The sequence below is a fragment of the Azospirillum sp. genome (genome assembly GCF_035628975.1).
In the GTDB taxonomy this organism is placed as follows: domain Bacteria; phylum Pseudomonadota; class Alphaproteobacteria; order Azospirillales; family Azospirillaceae; genus Azospirillum.
Map to the genome: position 1 here is coordinate 35150 of NZ_DASPIS010000006.1, position 14209 is coordinate 49358.

Genomic DNA, 14209 nt, shown 5'->3' on the forward strand with positions numbered 1-14209 from the left:
ATCCACGCGATAACGCAACGCCTGTCCACGAACATGCAGACGGCCCTCGATCCCGGCAGGCAGGATCGAGGGTCTTCGGCATGAGAAGGGTGCTGCGCCTGTTCAGCCGGCAGCGGCACCCGGGCAATATCCGGGCCGACGCGATATAGCATCAGTTCGTAGCGCCTTTGGACCGATCCTGCAGGTATCGGCGCGGAGGCTGCCCCATGTGCTTCCTGAACATGGCGGTGAAGGCGCTCGGAGAATCATATCCCAGTTCCTGGGAGATCGCCTGAACGGTGGCGCCCATCGACAGCCGTTGAACCGCGATCACGATATGGAGTTGCTGGCGCCACCGGCCGAACGACATCCCGGTCTGTTTCAGGATGAGCCGGGCCAAAGTCCGCTCGCTCATCGCGACTGCCGCCGCCCAATCCCGGATGGTTCTGCGGTCGTCCGGCGCCTCCAACAGCTGGGCGGCGATGCGCTGTATCCTGGGATGGTTGGAAACCGGGAAGTGGAGCGGCTCCGCCTTCATCTGTGCAAGCTCGTCCAGAATGACCTGGACCAGACGGCTGGTCGGACCCTCCGGAGGGTAAAGCGGCGGCAGGTTGCCCAAGTGAAAGATCATCTCGCGCAGCATCGGGCTGATCGAGAATGTCGCACAGGAATCCGGCAGGGGCGAAATCTCCGGATTGATGAAAACGCAGTATGACCGGCCTTCGTTCGACATGGAAACGCTGTGGGGAACCTCCCCCGGAATCCAAACAGCTCCATTGGACGGGACGATCCGAAGTCCGTCGAGCGTCCGGCACATGACCGAGCCTTCCGCCGCCACCACCAGCTGGCCTTTGCGGTGCCGGTGGATCGGCAGTTCGTCGTCATCCACATTGCGTCGGACAAGGAAAGAGACCAGCGGACGGGCAAACTCGTCGGGATCCACCGCGGCGAAGCTGATGCGCAGTCCAATGGGATCCCACGGCATCGGGAGAGCTTCCCCGGTTGCCGGGGCCTCCGGCCACTTGGCACCAATCCACGCACTCTTCGGCAATGTTGCGGCCTCCGTGCATCTCATGCGGACCTCGGTCCGAATTTGACAGTTTCGCGACATAAAATGGCAATCCGATAGATTCTGCCACCGGTTGGCCTCGGATACACTCTGCCGTGTGTACAGTTCGAATGGCAGAAGGGAATGCGCGCTGCACTCAAATGGGTTTGTTCCGCGGAATTTCCTGCCGTTCTTCGCTTCCGTTCCAAGCCAAGCCGTCAAGAATACAACAGGGAGTCATCATGATGAACACGCTGACGCTCGACCGAACGGACATCAAGATCCTCAACGAGTTGCAGAAGGACGCAAATCTGACGAATGTCGAGCTTGCCGGCAGAATCAACCTGTCTCCTTCACCCTGCCTCACGCGAGTGAAGAAGCTGGAGCAGATCGGCATCATTGATCGACGGGTCACCCTCCTGAATCCGAAAGCGATGGGGCTGGAAATCAATGCCTATATCCAAGTCAAACTCGATAAACAGCCACAACCGGCGCTGGAGAGCTTCCGGGATGCTGTCGAGAGGATCCCGGAAGTAATGGAGTGCAACTGGATGACAGGCGACTGCGATTTCCTGCTGCGCGTGGTTGTCCGAGACGTTGAGGAACTTGAACAGCTAATAGCAAGAAAACTGTCAAAAATAGATTTTGTTTCTACCATCCGATCTAACTTGGTTCTAAAACAGATAACCTATAGAACTGAATTGCCCATCAGTACATATCAGGCGATAGTCATCCGATATTGACATGTGCCTTTATTAAATGAGGCGGTGATCGCGGATAGTAGGGCGGCAACGCAGGAGAGCTCACTTCGGCCTCCGATCCGACCGACGCCGTTCAAGGCCATTACCACTCTTCACCATCACATTCCAAGCAGCGGTGCCGGATTCGCCGGAGACTGACTTGATGGAAGAGGCGGGGGCGGTCTCTCAGCGCAGAATGTGAGTTCGGCAAAGGCCAAATCCTGCCACCGCAACCAAAGATGGTTGACAGCCCGCCTCCAACGAGGCGGGCTTTCGGCGTTTCGGGTCCGCTTCGGCGCACGCCTCCAGGATCGCCAGCAGGTCGCCATGAAGCTGCGCCTCCAGCCCGGCGCCCGAGGGGCAGGGGGACAGCACGACGCGGTCGACCACAACATTCCTCCCCCTGAATCTGAGGCGTAAAGTTGTACCAAAACGAAAAACATTTCCAATGAGATGTACCTCAAACCAAACGATCTCCAGCAAACCCGGTGCGGTAAAGGGCGCGGGTGCTGCGTTTAAGTCATGGTCTACAGCGCATTCTTGCGGCGATCGGCTCCGGCCTTGGCGTCCGACGCGTCCTCGTCGAGCGTGTGCAGGACGGCGCCGGCGGCCAATGTCCGAGCCTCCTCCCCAGCCGGGGCTCCGATCGGACCACTGGCGGGGCCGGTCGCCGTCGCCTCGCCGGCGAAGCGGACCGTCACCTCGCGGTGGGCGAAGCGGATGCCCTCCCGGTGGAACAGGGCGTGGATCTCCTGGAATACCCGCTTGCGGACATCCCACTGGTCGCCGGGACGGGTCATGAACTTCACGCGCAGGATCATCGCCGAATCCTCCATCTGGATGACGCCCTGCGACTTCAGCGGTTGCAGGAACTTCGGTCCCAACTCCGGATCGTCGAGCAGCGCCTGCCCGAGTTGCTTGATGTGCTTGCGGAGCTTTTCGACATCGGTGTCGTAGGTGATGCGCAACGGCAGCTTCATGATCACCCAGTCGCGCGAATAGTTGGTCAACTGGTGGATCTCGCCGAAGGGAACGGTGTGAAGCGGGCCGCGATGGTGGCGAAGCTGCATCGAGCGCACCGAGATCTTCTCCACCGTGCCGCGGATGGAGCCGATCTCGATGTACTCGCCCTTGCGGAAGGCGTCGTCGATCAGGAAGAAGGCGCCGGAGAAGATGTCGCGGATCAGCGTCTGTGCGCCGAAACCGATGGCGATGCCAGCAACCCCCGCCCCGGCGAACAGCGGTGCGATGTTGACGCCAAGGTCCATCAGCACGCTGAGAAGGATCGTGCCCACGATCGACAGCAAGGTGACGTTGCGCACCAGCGGCAGCAGCGTCGCCAGCCGGCTGGCCGAGGCGTGGCCGCCCCCTTCGTCGCCGGGAATGGTGCCGGGCACCGGCCCCTCGTCCGCGATCCGGCGGTCGATCCAGATGCGGACACTGTGGTAGGCGACGTAGCCGATCAGGCAGACCGTCATGATGCTGATGAGCCGATCGGCGGCATCGCCGTGCAGGCGCGGGATGTTCCATACCGACAAGGTCACGGCCACCCCGGCGGCAGCGGCGAGGATGCCGGCCACCCGCCGGGCCAGCGCCTCAAAGCTGTCGAGGGAGGTGGGTTGCGGGAGGCCCGCGGGGTGGGCGCTTCCGTCCGGTGCCGCGTCCTGACCGTCGTCGGCCGGCCGCCATAGGCTCCGCCGCTGGTGGAACAGCCATTCGGTGGCGTAGGTGACGGTGGCGTAGACGGCCAGAATCGCCCCGGCCACCGCGTAGGCGCCGAGCAGCAGCGGCAGCTCGGTCGGCGAGCCCAGGATGAGACGGTTGACCAGCGCTCCCCAGGCGTAGGCGAAATAGACCACCACCACCGGAAACCACAAGCGCAGGCTCAGCCGTTCCAGTGGAGCGACCGTCTTCGCCGGCCGGCCGGCGAGGAACGCACGCTCGACCGTCTGCCGATTGCCATACAGCGCGCCGATTGTCGCCAGCACGGTCAGCAGGCCGCACAGCGCGACCAGCACCGCGTGCGGATCATAGGGCATCCCGAGCGCCTCGAGCCAGATCGTGCCGGTCATCAGGGCGATGCCGAGGGCGCCGCTGGCGGTCATGGCCCTGCGCAGCCGGCGGATTGACGGAGACAACCCAGCGTCCGTCGCCTCATCGGGCGGCATCACCAGCCGCCAGAACAGGGCGATGGCCCAGGCCAGCAGATAGCCGGCGCCGGCGAGGATGACGGTCTTCTCGGTCATCGGCGTCGGATCCGGGACAAGCGCGGTGACCAGCCCAAACCCGATCAGGGTGGCGAGGATCATGCCTCCCAACGTCAGCACTGCGCGGACCACCAGACGGGGGAAGCGGGCGGCCAGCGCCGAGCCGCCCGGTCGTGCTTCGGTGCGTCGCGGCAGCAGGCGTCGGGCGATCAGCCGTTCATAGACAAGATGCTGCGCCCCGTGACCAGCCGCCATCAGGGCAAGCGACAGGGCGATGACCTGCAGGAAATAGCCGGGCTCGCCGGTCGGGCTTTGAGCCGTCAGGGTCGCCGCAATAGCGGTAGGAATTTCAGGCGTGGCACCCAGCCGCATGGCGAGCTTGCCGCGGAACCCCGCCATGCGGTCGCGTCCCTGGCTGAGCATCGTCATCATCATCCCATCGGCGGTGCCTGGTACTGTCGTGCCCGGCACTGCCACGGCCGGCGCAGCCGTGCTCGAATTGGACGCGGCGGTCGACGCCTGCGGCGGTTCCGTCTGGGCCGATGCCGCGGCGGTGGACAGCAGCGCCAGCAGCAAAAGCGGCACCACGGCGAGGAACCGGACCGTCCACCGCGAATGCGAGAGAAAGACGCGGGGCATGAGCGAGACGGTCTGCATGGCGGAGCATCCCGATGCGTGGCGTTCAACCCCGCCAGAGTAGCCCAGATCGCGCAGCCGGGAAGGGATTCGTGCCGCGACCTGGCGGAACTGCGGCGCAGCTTTCCGCCGTGATCGGGTAAGTCTTGAAGTCCAACGCGAAACCGGCCATGGTCGGAAAATCATGATGTCGCCCTTCCGCCATTTCCGCACTCTTCTGCGCGCCGGTCGTGTCCACGCAGGCCCGCCCGCCCCGGATCTGGTCGCCTGAAGCAAGGCTCCCGGACCGTCCGGGGCCATAAGCACTCGCAACATCCACTACAACTGTTCCGGATCGCCCAGACAGGGCGGCCGGGCGTCCAAGTATGATTTGCCGCCGGCTGAGCAGGCGCCCACCGGGAGGCGCGCCGCGCCGCTGGTGCGTGCGATCACCGGCAATGACAGGAAAACCAAGATGCGTTCCGCAGGCCAGTTTCCGCCCATCACCCTCACCGCGATCGATCATGATCGCCTTTCCGGCTTGGCCGAGGCCATCGCCGATACGGTGCCCGATGTCCACGACTATCTCGCGGCGGAACTGGACCGCGCGGTCGTGGTAAGTCCCGGCGAAATCGCCCCATCGGTGGTCACGATGAACGCGCGCGTGACATTCCGGGATGAGGTGGCAGGGCAGGAGCGGACCGTCACCCTGGTCTATCCGCAGGAGGCGGACGTTGCAGCCGGACGGGTGTCGGTGCTCACCCCGATCGGCGCGGCGCTCATCGGCGTCGCCGAGGGGCAATCCATCACATGGTTCACGCGTCAGGGAGTGGCGAAAACCCTCGCCGTACTGGAGGTCGAGCATTCCCATGCAGGGGAAGGCGCCAGCGCTGCCTGACGGCGGCCAGGTCAGTCCTGTAGCCGGCCGGTCCGCACTTCCGACCACCCGACGATCCTTGTCGCCTACCTGAAGCGATAGAGGTCGTCGGATGCGCCAGGAGCTACCGGATCCGGACGGCTACTCCTTCGGTTCGAAGCGATAGCGGAAGTCGCAGTGATCGGCGCCCTGCATGATGGTCTGCGTCCGCTCCATCTTGATGCGCGGGTCGTAGCCGGTGCAGAAGGCGGCGTCGCGGTTGCAGGACAGCAGATGTCCGATCGATCCCAGCCCCATTTCCCGGTACATCTCGGCGTAACGGCAGCGGGTGACGTTGTAGTCGAAATGGGTCTCGTCCTGCCGCTTCACGTCCAGGCGCAACGCGTCGTCCTTGGTCCACAGCGGCTGAAGATCGGCGAAGCTCTTCAGGCTGGTGCCCTCCGGCTCGGTCGCGGCGAAGGATTTGGCGGCGGCCAGGGCCGCCTTGGTGATCGCAGCACCCAGGATTTCCTGAGCCGTGGCCTCGCCCAGCCGGGCGACCATCTCCTCATAGACCGGCTTCAGGATCTCCGCTTCGATGCGGCGGCGTTCCAGAATGCCCATGGACTGGGTCATGACAGGCTTCCTTGCGTCAGGTGGCGTCAATGGGCATGGCCGCCGAGATAGGCCTCGGCAATGCGCGGGTCGTCCCGCAACTGGTCGGCCGGACCGGCCAGCACGATCCTACCATCCTCCAACACCGCGGCGTGGTCGGCGATGCGCAGCGCCGCGCGGGCGTTCTGCTCGACCAGCAGGATCGACACGCCTTCGGCCCGGATGCGGCCGATCAGATCGAAGATCTGTGCGACGATCTTCGGCGCCAGCCCCAGCGACGGCTCGTCGAGCAGAAGCAGCGTCGGACGGCGCATAAGGGCGCGGGCGATGCACAGCATCTGCTGCTCGCCGCCGGACAGCGATCCGGCATTCTGGCGCAGGCGTTCACCCAGCACCGGGAACATCGTCAGCACGCGGTCCAACTCGCCCAGCCCGACGTCGCCGCCGCCAAGCACCAGATTCTCCCGCACATTCATGTTGGAGAAGATCTGCCGCCCTTCCGGCGCCTGCAACAGGCCAAGTTGGACGATGCGGTGGGCCGGCAGGTTGGTGATCGGCTGGCCGCGGAAGGTGATGCTTCCTTGGCGAGCCCTGTAAATGCCGGACACGGTGCGCATCAGCGTGGTCTTGCCGACGCCGTTCGAGCCGAGCACCGCCACGATGGCGCCTTGGGCCACGTCCAGGCGGACGCCGTGCAGGATCTCCTGCGGCCCCATGGCGACATGCAGGTCCGCGATCGAGAGCAGAGGCGCGGTCATTCGTCCACCCCAAGATAGGCTTCGAGGACAGCCGCATCGCTGCGAATCGCGTCGGGCGTGCCGTCGGCGATCTTGCGGCCGGAGGCCAGAACCAGAATGCGCTGGCAGATGCCCATGACCAGCGTCATGTCGTGCTCGACCAGCATGATCGTCAGGCCCTGACCGTGCAGCCGCTTGATGAAGGCGGCCAGATCGCGCGTTTCGGTGTCGTTCAGCCCGGCGGCCGGTTCGTCCAGGATCAGGAAACGCGGCCGCATGGCGAGCGCGCGGGCGATCTCCAGATATTTGCGCTGGCCGTAGGGCAGGTTGGCCGCCAGTTCCGCTGCGGCGTGCGTCAGGCCGACCGCCTCCAGCGCTTCCCAGGTGCGGCGGCTGATCTCGGCGGATTGGGCCCGGCCGCCCTTGTGGAAGGGGCCGAAGAGGGCGCCGAACGCCCCCTGCGGCAGCGCGCCGACGGCACCGACCGACACGTTGTCGAAGGCCGACATGTTCGGGAAGACGCGCAGGTTCTGGAAGGTGCGGCTGATGCCCAGCCGCGCCACCTGGTTGGGCTTCAGTCCGCTGATGGTCTTGCCGGCGAAGGCGACCGTTCCGCCGGACAGCGGCGTGAAGCCGGAAATCAGGTTGAACAGTGTGGTCTTGCCCGCCCCGTTCGGTCCGATCAGGCCGACCAGTTCGCCCTCGTCGACATGGGCGGTGACGTCGCCGACCGCCTGCACGCCGCCGAAGCGGCGGCTGACGTTGCGAATTTCAAGAAGATGGGTCATCGCCAGCCGATCCCTTCGCCCTTCCCGTTGCCCTGGCCGGTGCTGCGCCATGCCGCGCCCAATTGGCTGCGCACGAGCCGAAGGGCGGACACCTCGCCCAGCAGGCCCTTCGGCAGCAGCAGGATGGACAGGAACATCACCAGCCCGACCATGATGTTGCGGAAATCCCCCATGCCGCGCAGCCCTTCCGGCAGCAGGATCAGCAGCAGCGCGCCGATGATCGCCCCCGGCAGGCTGCCCAGGCCGCCGACCACCACCATCGCCAGGATCAGGATGGATTCGGAAAATTTGAAATCGCCCGGCGAGATGTAGCCGGTCATGTGCGCCCACAGGCTGCCCGCCACCCCGGCGAAGAAGGCCGACAGGGTGAAGGCCTCCATCTTCAGCCGCACGGTGCTGACGCCCATGGCGTCGGCGCATTGGTCATCCTCGCGGATCGAGCGCAGGGCATTGCCGTAATAGGAATGGCTGAGCCGGTGGATCGCGACGACCGAGAGCGCCACGACCGTAGCCACCGTATAATAGGCGGCCAGACGTCCGGACAGACTGATGCCGAACAGCTCGAACCCCCTGGTGACGATGATGCCGTTGGGACCCTTGGTGAAGTCCACCCAGTTCAGCATGACCAGATACAGCATCTGCCCGATGGCGAGAGTCGCGACGGCGAAATAGATGCTGACCAGACGCATCGTCGGCAGCGCCACCAGGAAGGCGACCAGCGCCGCCACCAGCCCGGACAGCGGCAGCGTGACGGTGAAGCCCAGTCCCAGCTTGGAGGTCAGCAGAGCCGCCGTATAGGCGCCGACGCCATAGAAGGCGGCATGCCCCAGATGCAGCAGCCCGGCCACCCCCGTCACCAGATGCATGGAGGCCGACAGCAGGACGAAGATCAGCGCCAGATTGGCGATCTGGTAGAAATAGCCCTTGTCGAAGCCGGCCAGCAGAGCCGGAAGCGCCGCGAAGACCAGCAGCAGGATCAGCACCGGTACCAGCAGGCTCCTACGCCGCGTCAGGCCATCGGGCGGCGCGACAGTCTCAAACGCGTTCACGGCGCGCTCCGAACAAACCGTTGGGGAAGAAGATCAGCGTCAGGATCAGGAAGCCGTAGGCCACCATGTCCGACCAGCCCGACGAGACGAAGGTCGTCGCCATGCTTTCCGAAATGCCGAGGATCAGCGCGCAGATCACCGCACCGGGGATGGAGGACAGGCCGCCCATTACCATGGCGACGAAGGCCTTGATGCCGGGCGTGAAGCCCATGGCCGGGAACACGGCGCCGTAATAGAGCCCCATCAGGATGCCCGCCGCCGCGCCCATCATCGATCCGACGACGAATGTCGTGATGATGGTGCGGTCGGTGTCGATGCCCACATATTTGGCGCCCAGCGGGTTGTTCGATACCGCGCGGATCGCCAGCCCGACGCGGGTTCGGGTCAGCAGATACTGCAGGCCGATCAGCATGGCGGCGGCGACGCCGAAGATGATGAAGTCGCCGGTCACCAGGATCACCGGGCCGACGCGCACCGGCGTGTTGATCAGGTAGTCGAAGGGGACCGAGCGCATCTGCGAACCGAAGACGATCTCCAGCGCCTCGCGCACCACGATGGACACCGCCAGCGAGGAGAGCAGGGTCGATTCCCGCATCGCCCGCGACTTCAGCGACGCCTCGTCGGTGAAGCGGCGGAACGGCTTGAAGGCGATCCGCTCCAGCGAGAAGCCCGCCAGAGCCCCGATCGCCAGCGCGCCCAGGATCACCGCCACGATGGGCGGCGCCGTGGCCGAGATCAGCACCAGCCCGGCGAAGGCGCCCAGCGTGTAGATCTCGCCATGGGCGAAGTTGACGACGTTCAACACGCCGAAGATCAGCGTGAAGCCGATCGCCATCAGCGCGTAGGTCATGCCCAGCGACAGGCCGATGGCAAGCTGCTGGAGATAATAGGGATCGAACATGCGGGCTCTGTCGTTGGGGAGTGGGCGCTGGAGATCGGTTGCCGGATCGTCAGTCGGCGACCGGAACGAAGGCGCCGCCCTTGACCTCGACCTTCACCAGTTCCTTTTCGGCCTCGCGGTCGGCGCTGAAGCTCGTCTTGCCGGTCACGCCGGGGAAGTCCCTGGTCTGGGCCAGCGCGTCGCGCACCTTCTCGCGGGTCGGGTTGGGCTGGGCCTTCTCCACCGCCGCCAGCATGATGCGCACCGCGTCATAGGCCTGGGCCGGGAACTGGCCGGGGACGGCTCCGTCGGAGCGCTTCTTCCACTCGTCGACGAAATGCTGGACGTTCGGCGACGGGTCGGTCGGCAGGAAGTTGGAGGTCAGATGCACGCCCTCCGCCGCCTCGCCGGCCAGTTCGATCAGCTTCGGGCTGTAGGCGGCCGAGGTCGAATAGACAGGGGTCTTGATGCCGAGCTGCTGCAGCTGCCTCAGGAACTGCGCGCCGTCCTCATAGAAGAAGCCGGTGTAGATCGCGTCGGGTTTCGCACGCTCGATCTTGCTGATCAGCGAACGGTAGTCCTTCAGGCCACGGTTGAAGAACTCCGAGAAGACGACGGTGCCGCCATTGCCCTTCACGGCTTCGGAATAGCCGCCGACCACCGACTGGCCCCAGTCGGTCTGCTCGGCGATCACCGCGACCTTCTTGAAGCCCTTGGCCGCCATCCATTTGGCGTTGTAGGGGCCTTCCTGTGCCTGGGTGGCGATGTTGCGGAACTGGTACTTGGAGATCTTGGTATAGTCCGGGTGCGAGGCGGTCTGCGACAGCTGCGGCATGCCGGCGTCCTTGTAGACCTGCGCTGCCGCCATCGACACGCCCGAGGTGAAGTCGCCGAGCACGCCGACGATCTCCTTGTCGTCCACGAACTTGCGGGCGATGTTGGTGCCTTCCTTGGCGTCGGACCGGCTGTCCTCGAAGACGATCTCGACCTTGAACGGCTTGCCCGCGGCGTTGAATTCGGCCAGCGCGATCTCGGCGGCCTTGCGGAAATCCTGGCCATACTGCGCGGTGTCGCCGGTCAGCGGCAGCTGATAGCCGAGCTTGACCGTGTCGGCGGCGAAGGCCGAACCGGCGATTCCGGCGGCGGTGAGGGTCGTGAGCGCGAGGCGGCGGAAATTCATGGCGGGGACACCCTCTTTTTGTACGTCGTTGCAGGCTTCGCGGCGATGTGCGTCTATTCGGCCGACTTGGCGGTGGACTGGGCGGCAGGCTGGGCACCCGGCAGGACCTTCAGCCGGCAACAGCCCTCGTCGCCCGGCTTCCAGGTTTCGCCCTTGAAGACGAAGCCGGCCGCTTCGAACAGTCCGCCGTCGATGGCGCCGGCCATCTTGCAGAGCAGTTCCAGATCGGTGTCGGAGCGGCCCTGGGTCTGCCAGGCTTCCTTCAGCGGGCAGCGGTGGAAGTGGATTTCCAGCGCCTCGCCGTCGCACCGCGTGATCTCCGGCGCGAACATGCTGTCGCGGTTGGGGATGCCGTCGAGGAACGCATGGCACAGGCCGGTCAGGTCGTCCGGGCCGTGGCCCGCATACTTCACGCCCATCGCCTCGCCGAGACGGCGGGTGGCCTCCTGGCCGACCTCCAGCGCGGTGTCGGTGCCGAAGCGCTCGCGCAGCACGTCGAACATGTGGGCGTAGGATGCCGCGCGCATCGCGTAGGCATTGCGCAGAAGGGTGGGGTAATCGGGGGTGTCCGACATGCCGGCCGTCTCCTTGATCAGAGTGCGATCGGTTCAAGCGGAATCGCTTGAAGCGTGAATCACAGGGAAAACCATAAGCTTACAGTCCGTCTGGTGCTTCGATAAGCACTAGACGGACTCTATACTTCGCGGGCGTCGTTCCAGCGGTATTGCAGGATCTTCAGCGGCCCGATGCGTTGCAGCAGAGCATTGAAGGGCAGGGGCGTCGGCTGTGTGAAGGGCAGGGCAAGGTCCTTCGGGTCCTGGCCGATGGCCGCCCGCGCCAGTTCCCGTCCCAGCGAGATCGACAGCGCCACGCCGCGCCCGTTGCAGCCGGCCCAGGCGAAGCCGTTCGGACCCAACTGGTGGACGCGGGGGAAGTAATCGGTGGTCATGGCGATGCGGCCATTCCACACGTAATTGAAGGCGATGCCGTTCAGCGCCGGGAACATGCCGGCCAGACGGGTGCCGACGATGCGCTTCAGCCGTTCCGCCCCGTTCACCGGGTTCAGCAGCGCGCCGCCGGTCACCAGCCGGTTGTCGGCGGTGTAGCGCATGAAGCGCAGGTCGCCATGGGTGTCGGACATCGCCTGCCGGCCCGGCAGGATGGTCTTGCGGATGTTGTCGCCGAGCGGCGCGGTCGCCATCTGCCAGGACAGGACCGGCACCACCTCCGTCCGGATTTCCGGGAAGACGGCGGCGGCATAGCCGTTGGTGCCCAGCACCAGCGCGTCGGCGGTCACCACGCCCTGCGGGGTGCGGACAACCCAGGACTCGCCGCGGCGCTCCACCGACACTGCGGGGGAGTTGACATAGACCGCCGCCCCGGCCGCGACCACCTTGGCGGCAAGCCCGCGCACCAGCGCCAGCGGGTTGATGTGCCCACCGGTCCTGTTCATCCAGCCGCCGAAATAGGCATCGGTGCCGAGGATGGCGGAGACGGCGGCGCGGTCGAGCAGCTCGACATCGGCGCCGAATTTGCCCCATTGCGTTGCCCGACGCTCGGCGATCTTGATGCGGCCCGGCGAATGGACCGGCTGGACCCAGCCGGTCTGCTCGGCGGCACAATCGATGCCCAGGCGGCGCACCAGATCGAACAAGGTGGAAGCGCTGTCGCGGATCAGCCCGACGAAGCGCTCCCCGGTTTCCCAACCGAAGCGATCGATGAGGTTGGCAGGGTCGGGACGGGTCAAGGTCGGGATGACCTGACCGTTGTTGCGGCCGGAAGCGCCCCGGCCCAGTTCGGACGCCTCCAGCACCACCACGCGTTTGCCGGCCTCCGCCGCGTGCAGGCCGGCGGACAGGCCGGTGAAGCCGCCGCCGATCACCAGCACGTCGGCCTGGACGCTGTCCTGCAACACCGGCAGGGCCGGCGGCGGCGGGGCGGTGGCCTCCCACAGGGAGTCCGGGCGTTGCCAGATGCCGCCCCGGCCTGGAAGATCCTGCGCTTGGCCTGCCGCCTGGTTCGCCGCTTGATTCGCCACGTAACACCCGCCCCGTTCAGCTAAAGCCCATTGGGCCCTATTCCTTTCGGGATGAGGGCCGTTCATTTCCCTCCGAACTATGGGGCAATGGGCACACGTACGCAATTCCCAAGATTTTTCCGCGGAAATTTTTTCATGTCATGCCCGCGGCTTGGGAATTGGAGCCGCTTGTACGTGGTTTGGATCATTTCGGCAGGACGGTTTCCGCAAGCCGTACCCAATAGCTGGTGCCGATCGGCAGCACCGCATCGTTGAAATCATAGTGCGGGCTGTGCAAATTCCGCCCCTGGTCCGATGGCCCCGCACCAACCCAGACGTAGCAGCCGGGGCGCTTTTGCAGCATGAAGGAGAAGTCCTCCGCCCCCATGCTGGGCATCGGATCGAGATCGAGCTGATTCTCTCCGACCGTGAGTGCCGCCGCCCGCCGGGCCAATTCCGTCTCTGCGGCGCTGTTGGTGGTGGGGGGATAGCGCCGCTCGTAACGCAGATTGGCCTCGACTCCGAATCCGCCGGCGATGGCGGTCGCCACTTCGCCCATGCGGCGTTGCACCAGATCCTGTACCTCCGGTCGGAAGGTCCGGACGGTTCCGCGCAGCACGGCGGTGGCCGGCAGGACATTCCACGTATCACCTGCGTGGAATTGCGTGACGCTGACGACCGCCGAATCGATGGGATGGACGCTGCGGCTGGCGATGGTCTGGAAGGCGGACACGATCTGGCTGCCGACCATGATCGTGTCGGTTCCCATATGCGGCATGCCCGCGTGGGTGCCCTTGCCGGTCAAGGTCAGTTCGAAGATATCGTAGGCAGCCATCAGCGGGCCCGGCCGCAGGGCGATGCGGCCGACCTCCAACCCCGGCCAATTGTGCATGCCGAAGACCTTTTCGACGGGGAAGCGGTCGAACAGCCCTTCCTCCACCATCACGCGGCCGCCGCCCTCATTCTCCTCCGCCGGCTGGAAGATGAAAGCGATGGTGCCTTGGAAGGTGTCGGGGTTTTCGGTCAGGTAGCGCGCCGCGCCCAGCAGCATCGCCGTGTGCCCGTCATGCCCGCAGGCATGCATGCGGCCCGGATTGCGCGAGCTGTGGGGCAGGTTGGTTTCTTCGTGGATGTGCAGCGCATCCATATCGGCGCGGAAGCCGACCGTGGGTCCGTCGCCATTGCGCAGGATCCCGACCACTCCGGTCTTGGCGAGGCCGCGATGCACCTCCAACCCGAAGGAGGTCAGCTTTTCCGCAACGAAGTCGCTGGTCCGCTGCTCCTCGAAGGCGGTTTCCGGATGGGCGTGCAGATCGCGCCGCCATGCCGTCATCTCCGCCGTCAGTTCATCCAACCCAGCCACCGTCCCGATCATCGGTTCTTCCTCTTGTTTCGCCAAAGCGTTAGGGCAATCCTGCCCAAAATGCCCCCGCGCCGAAACAGTGTTTTTCGCAGGAGCCACCGTTGCACGGAAGTGGCCGGTATCGTCGGGCCGGTT

The 14209-nt window shown here is 65.2% G+C and carries 14 protein-coding genes; 2 read left to right on the forward strand and 12 right to left on the reverse strand.

Annotated elements, in window-relative coordinates:
• Positions 1–151: 151 nt before the first annotated feature.
• Positions 152–964 carry a helix-turn-helix transcriptional regulator gene (locus VD964_RS01305; protein ID WP_324864729.1) on the reverse strand — a complete coding sequence of 271 codons (813 nt, stop codon included), beginning with the start codon at positions 962–964 and terminating at the stop codon, positions 152–154.
• A gap of 305 nt (positions 965–1269) precedes the next feature.
• Here VD964_RS01305 and VD964_RS01310 point away from each other — a divergent pair, with 305 nt between their 5' ends.
• Entirely contained in the window at positions 1270–1770 is a 501-nt protein-coding gene (locus VD964_RS01310) for an Lrp/AsnC family transcriptional regulator (RefSeq protein WP_324864731.1), read from the forward strand.
• 183 nt (positions 1771–1953) lie between these two features.
• Here VD964_RS01310 and VD964_RS01315 read toward each other — a convergent pair whose 3' ends face one another.
• Together VD964_RS01315 and VD964_RS01320 are read right to left on the reverse strand one after the other, a co-directional pair.
• Positions 1954–2157 carry a hypothetical protein gene (locus tag VD964_RS01315; RefSeq protein ID WP_324864733.1) on the reverse strand — a complete coding sequence of 68 codons (204 nt, stop codon included), beginning with the start codon at positions 2155–2157 and terminating at the stop codon, positions 1954–1956.
• Positions 2158–2294: 137 nt separating this feature from the next.
• Positions 2295–4631 carry a mechanosensitive ion channel family protein gene (locus VD964_RS01320; protein ID WP_324864735.1) on the reverse strand — a complete coding sequence of 779 codons (2337 nt, stop codon included), beginning with the start codon at positions 4629–4631 and terminating at the stop codon, positions 2295–2297.
• Positions 4632–5028: 397 nt separating this feature from the next.
• Here VD964_RS01320 and rnk point away from each other — a divergent pair, with 397 nt between their 5' ends.
• Entirely contained in the window at positions 5029–5487 is a 459-nt protein-coding gene (gene rnk, locus VD964_RS01325; RefSeq protein ID WP_324864737.1) for a nucleoside diphosphate kinase regulator, read from the forward strand.
• A gap of 120 nt (positions 5488–5607) precedes the next feature.
• Here rnk and VD964_RS01330 read toward each other — a convergent pair whose 3' ends face one another.
• The 9 genes from VD964_RS01330 to VD964_RS01370 form a co-directional block, all read right to left on the reverse strand.
• Positions 5608–6081, reverse strand: coding sequence for an L-2-amino-thiazoline-4-carboxylic acid hydrolase (locus tag VD964_RS01330; protein ID WP_324864739.1), 474 nt, complete (start codon positions 6079–6081; stop codon positions 5608–5610).
• A 26-nt stretch (positions 6082–6107) separates the two neighbouring features.
• A complete protein-coding gene (locus VD964_RS01335; protein WP_324864741.1) occupies positions 6108–6818 on the reverse strand; it encodes an ABC transporter ATP-binding protein in 711 nt (236 codons plus the stop codon).
• Complete coding sequence (locus tag VD964_RS01340) at positions 6815–7585, reverse strand: ABC transporter ATP-binding protein (RefSeq protein ID WP_324864743.1); 771 nt, start codon at positions 7583–7585, stop codon at positions 6815–6817. The genes VD964_RS01335 and VD964_RS01340 overlap by 4 nt, the downstream gene beginning before the upstream one ends.
• A complete protein-coding gene (locus VD964_RS01345; protein WP_324864745.1) occupies positions 7582–8634 on the reverse strand; it encodes a branched-chain amino acid ABC transporter permease in 1053 nt (350 codons plus the stop codon). Before VD964_RS01345 ends, VD964_RS01340 begins: the two co-directional genes overlap by 4 nt.
• Positions 8621–9535, reverse strand: coding sequence for a branched-chain amino acid ABC transporter permease (locus VD964_RS01350; RefSeq protein ID WP_109448152.1), 915 nt, complete (start codon positions 9533–9535; stop codon positions 8621–8623). The genes VD964_RS01345 and VD964_RS01350 overlap by 14 nt, the downstream gene beginning before the upstream one ends.
• A 49-nt stretch (positions 9536–9584) precedes the next feature.
• On the reverse strand, positions 9585–10694 hold the full coding sequence (locus VD964_RS01355; RefSeq protein ID WP_324864749.1) for an ABC transporter substrate-binding protein: 1110 nt from the start codon (positions 10692–10694) through the stop codon (positions 9585–9587).
• Positions 10695–10747: 53 nt separating this feature from the next.
• Positions 10748–11269, reverse strand: coding sequence for an L-2-amino-thiazoline-4-carboxylic acid hydrolase (locus tag VD964_RS01360; RefSeq protein ID WP_324864751.1), 522 nt, complete (start codon positions 11267–11269; stop codon positions 10748–10750).
• Between the two features lie 119 nt (positions 11270–11388).
• Positions 11389–12732, reverse strand: a complete 1344-nt coding sequence (locus VD964_RS01365) for an FAD-binding oxidoreductase (RefSeq protein ID WP_324864753.1) — start codon at positions 12730–12732, stop codon at positions 11389–11391.
• A 184-nt stretch (positions 12733–12916) separates the two neighbouring features.
• A complete protein-coding gene (locus VD964_RS01370; RefSeq protein WP_324864755.1) occupies positions 12917–14086 on the reverse strand; it encodes a M20 aminoacylase family protein in 1170 nt (389 codons plus the stop codon).
• Positions 14087–14209 lie beyond the last annotated feature (123 nt).

What these genes read in the sequence shown, in the direction of transcription:
- VD964_RS01305 (WP_324864729.1), bottom strand. Translation starts at nt 964, where the DNA reads ATGCCGTGGGATCCCATTGGACTGCGCATCAGCTTCGCCGCGGTGGAT.
- VD964_RS01310 (WP_324864731.1), top strand. Translation starts at nt 1,270, where the DNA reads ATGATGAACACGCTGACGCTCGACCGAACGGACATCAAGATCCTCAAC.
- VD964_RS01320 (WP_324864735.1), bottom strand. Translation starts at nt 4,631, where the DNA reads ATGCAGACCGTCTCGCTCATGCCCCGCGTCTTTCTCTCGCATTCGCGG.
- VD964_RS01330 (WP_324864739.1), bottom strand. Translation starts at nt 6,081, where the DNA reads ATGACCCAGTCCATGGGCATTCTGGAACGCCGCCGCATCGAAGCGGAG.
- VD964_RS01335 (WP_324864741.1), bottom strand. Translation starts at nt 6,818, where the DNA reads ATGACCGCGCCTCTGCTCTCGATCGCGGACCTGCATGTCGCCATGGGG.
- VD964_RS01340 (WP_324864743.1), bottom strand. Translation starts at nt 7,585, where the DNA reads ATGACCCATCTTCTTGAAATTCGCAACGTCAGCCGCCGCTTCGGCGGC.
- VD964_RS01350 (WP_109448152.1), bottom strand. Translation starts at nt 9,535, where the DNA reads ATGTTCGATCCCTATTATCTCCAGCAGCTTGCCATCGGCCTGTCGCTG.
- VD964_RS01355 (WP_324864749.1), bottom strand. Translation starts at nt 10,694, where the DNA reads ATGAATTTCCGCCGCCTCGCGCTCACGACCCTCACCGCCGCCGGAATC.
- VD964_RS01360 (WP_324864751.1), bottom strand. Translation starts at nt 11,269, where the DNA reads ATGTCGGACACCCCCGATTACCCCACCCTTCTGCGCAATGCCTACGCG.
- VD964_RS01370 (WP_324864755.1), bottom strand. Translation starts at nt 14,086, where the DNA reads ATGATCGGGACGGTGGCTGGGTTGGATGAACTGACGGCGGAGATGACG.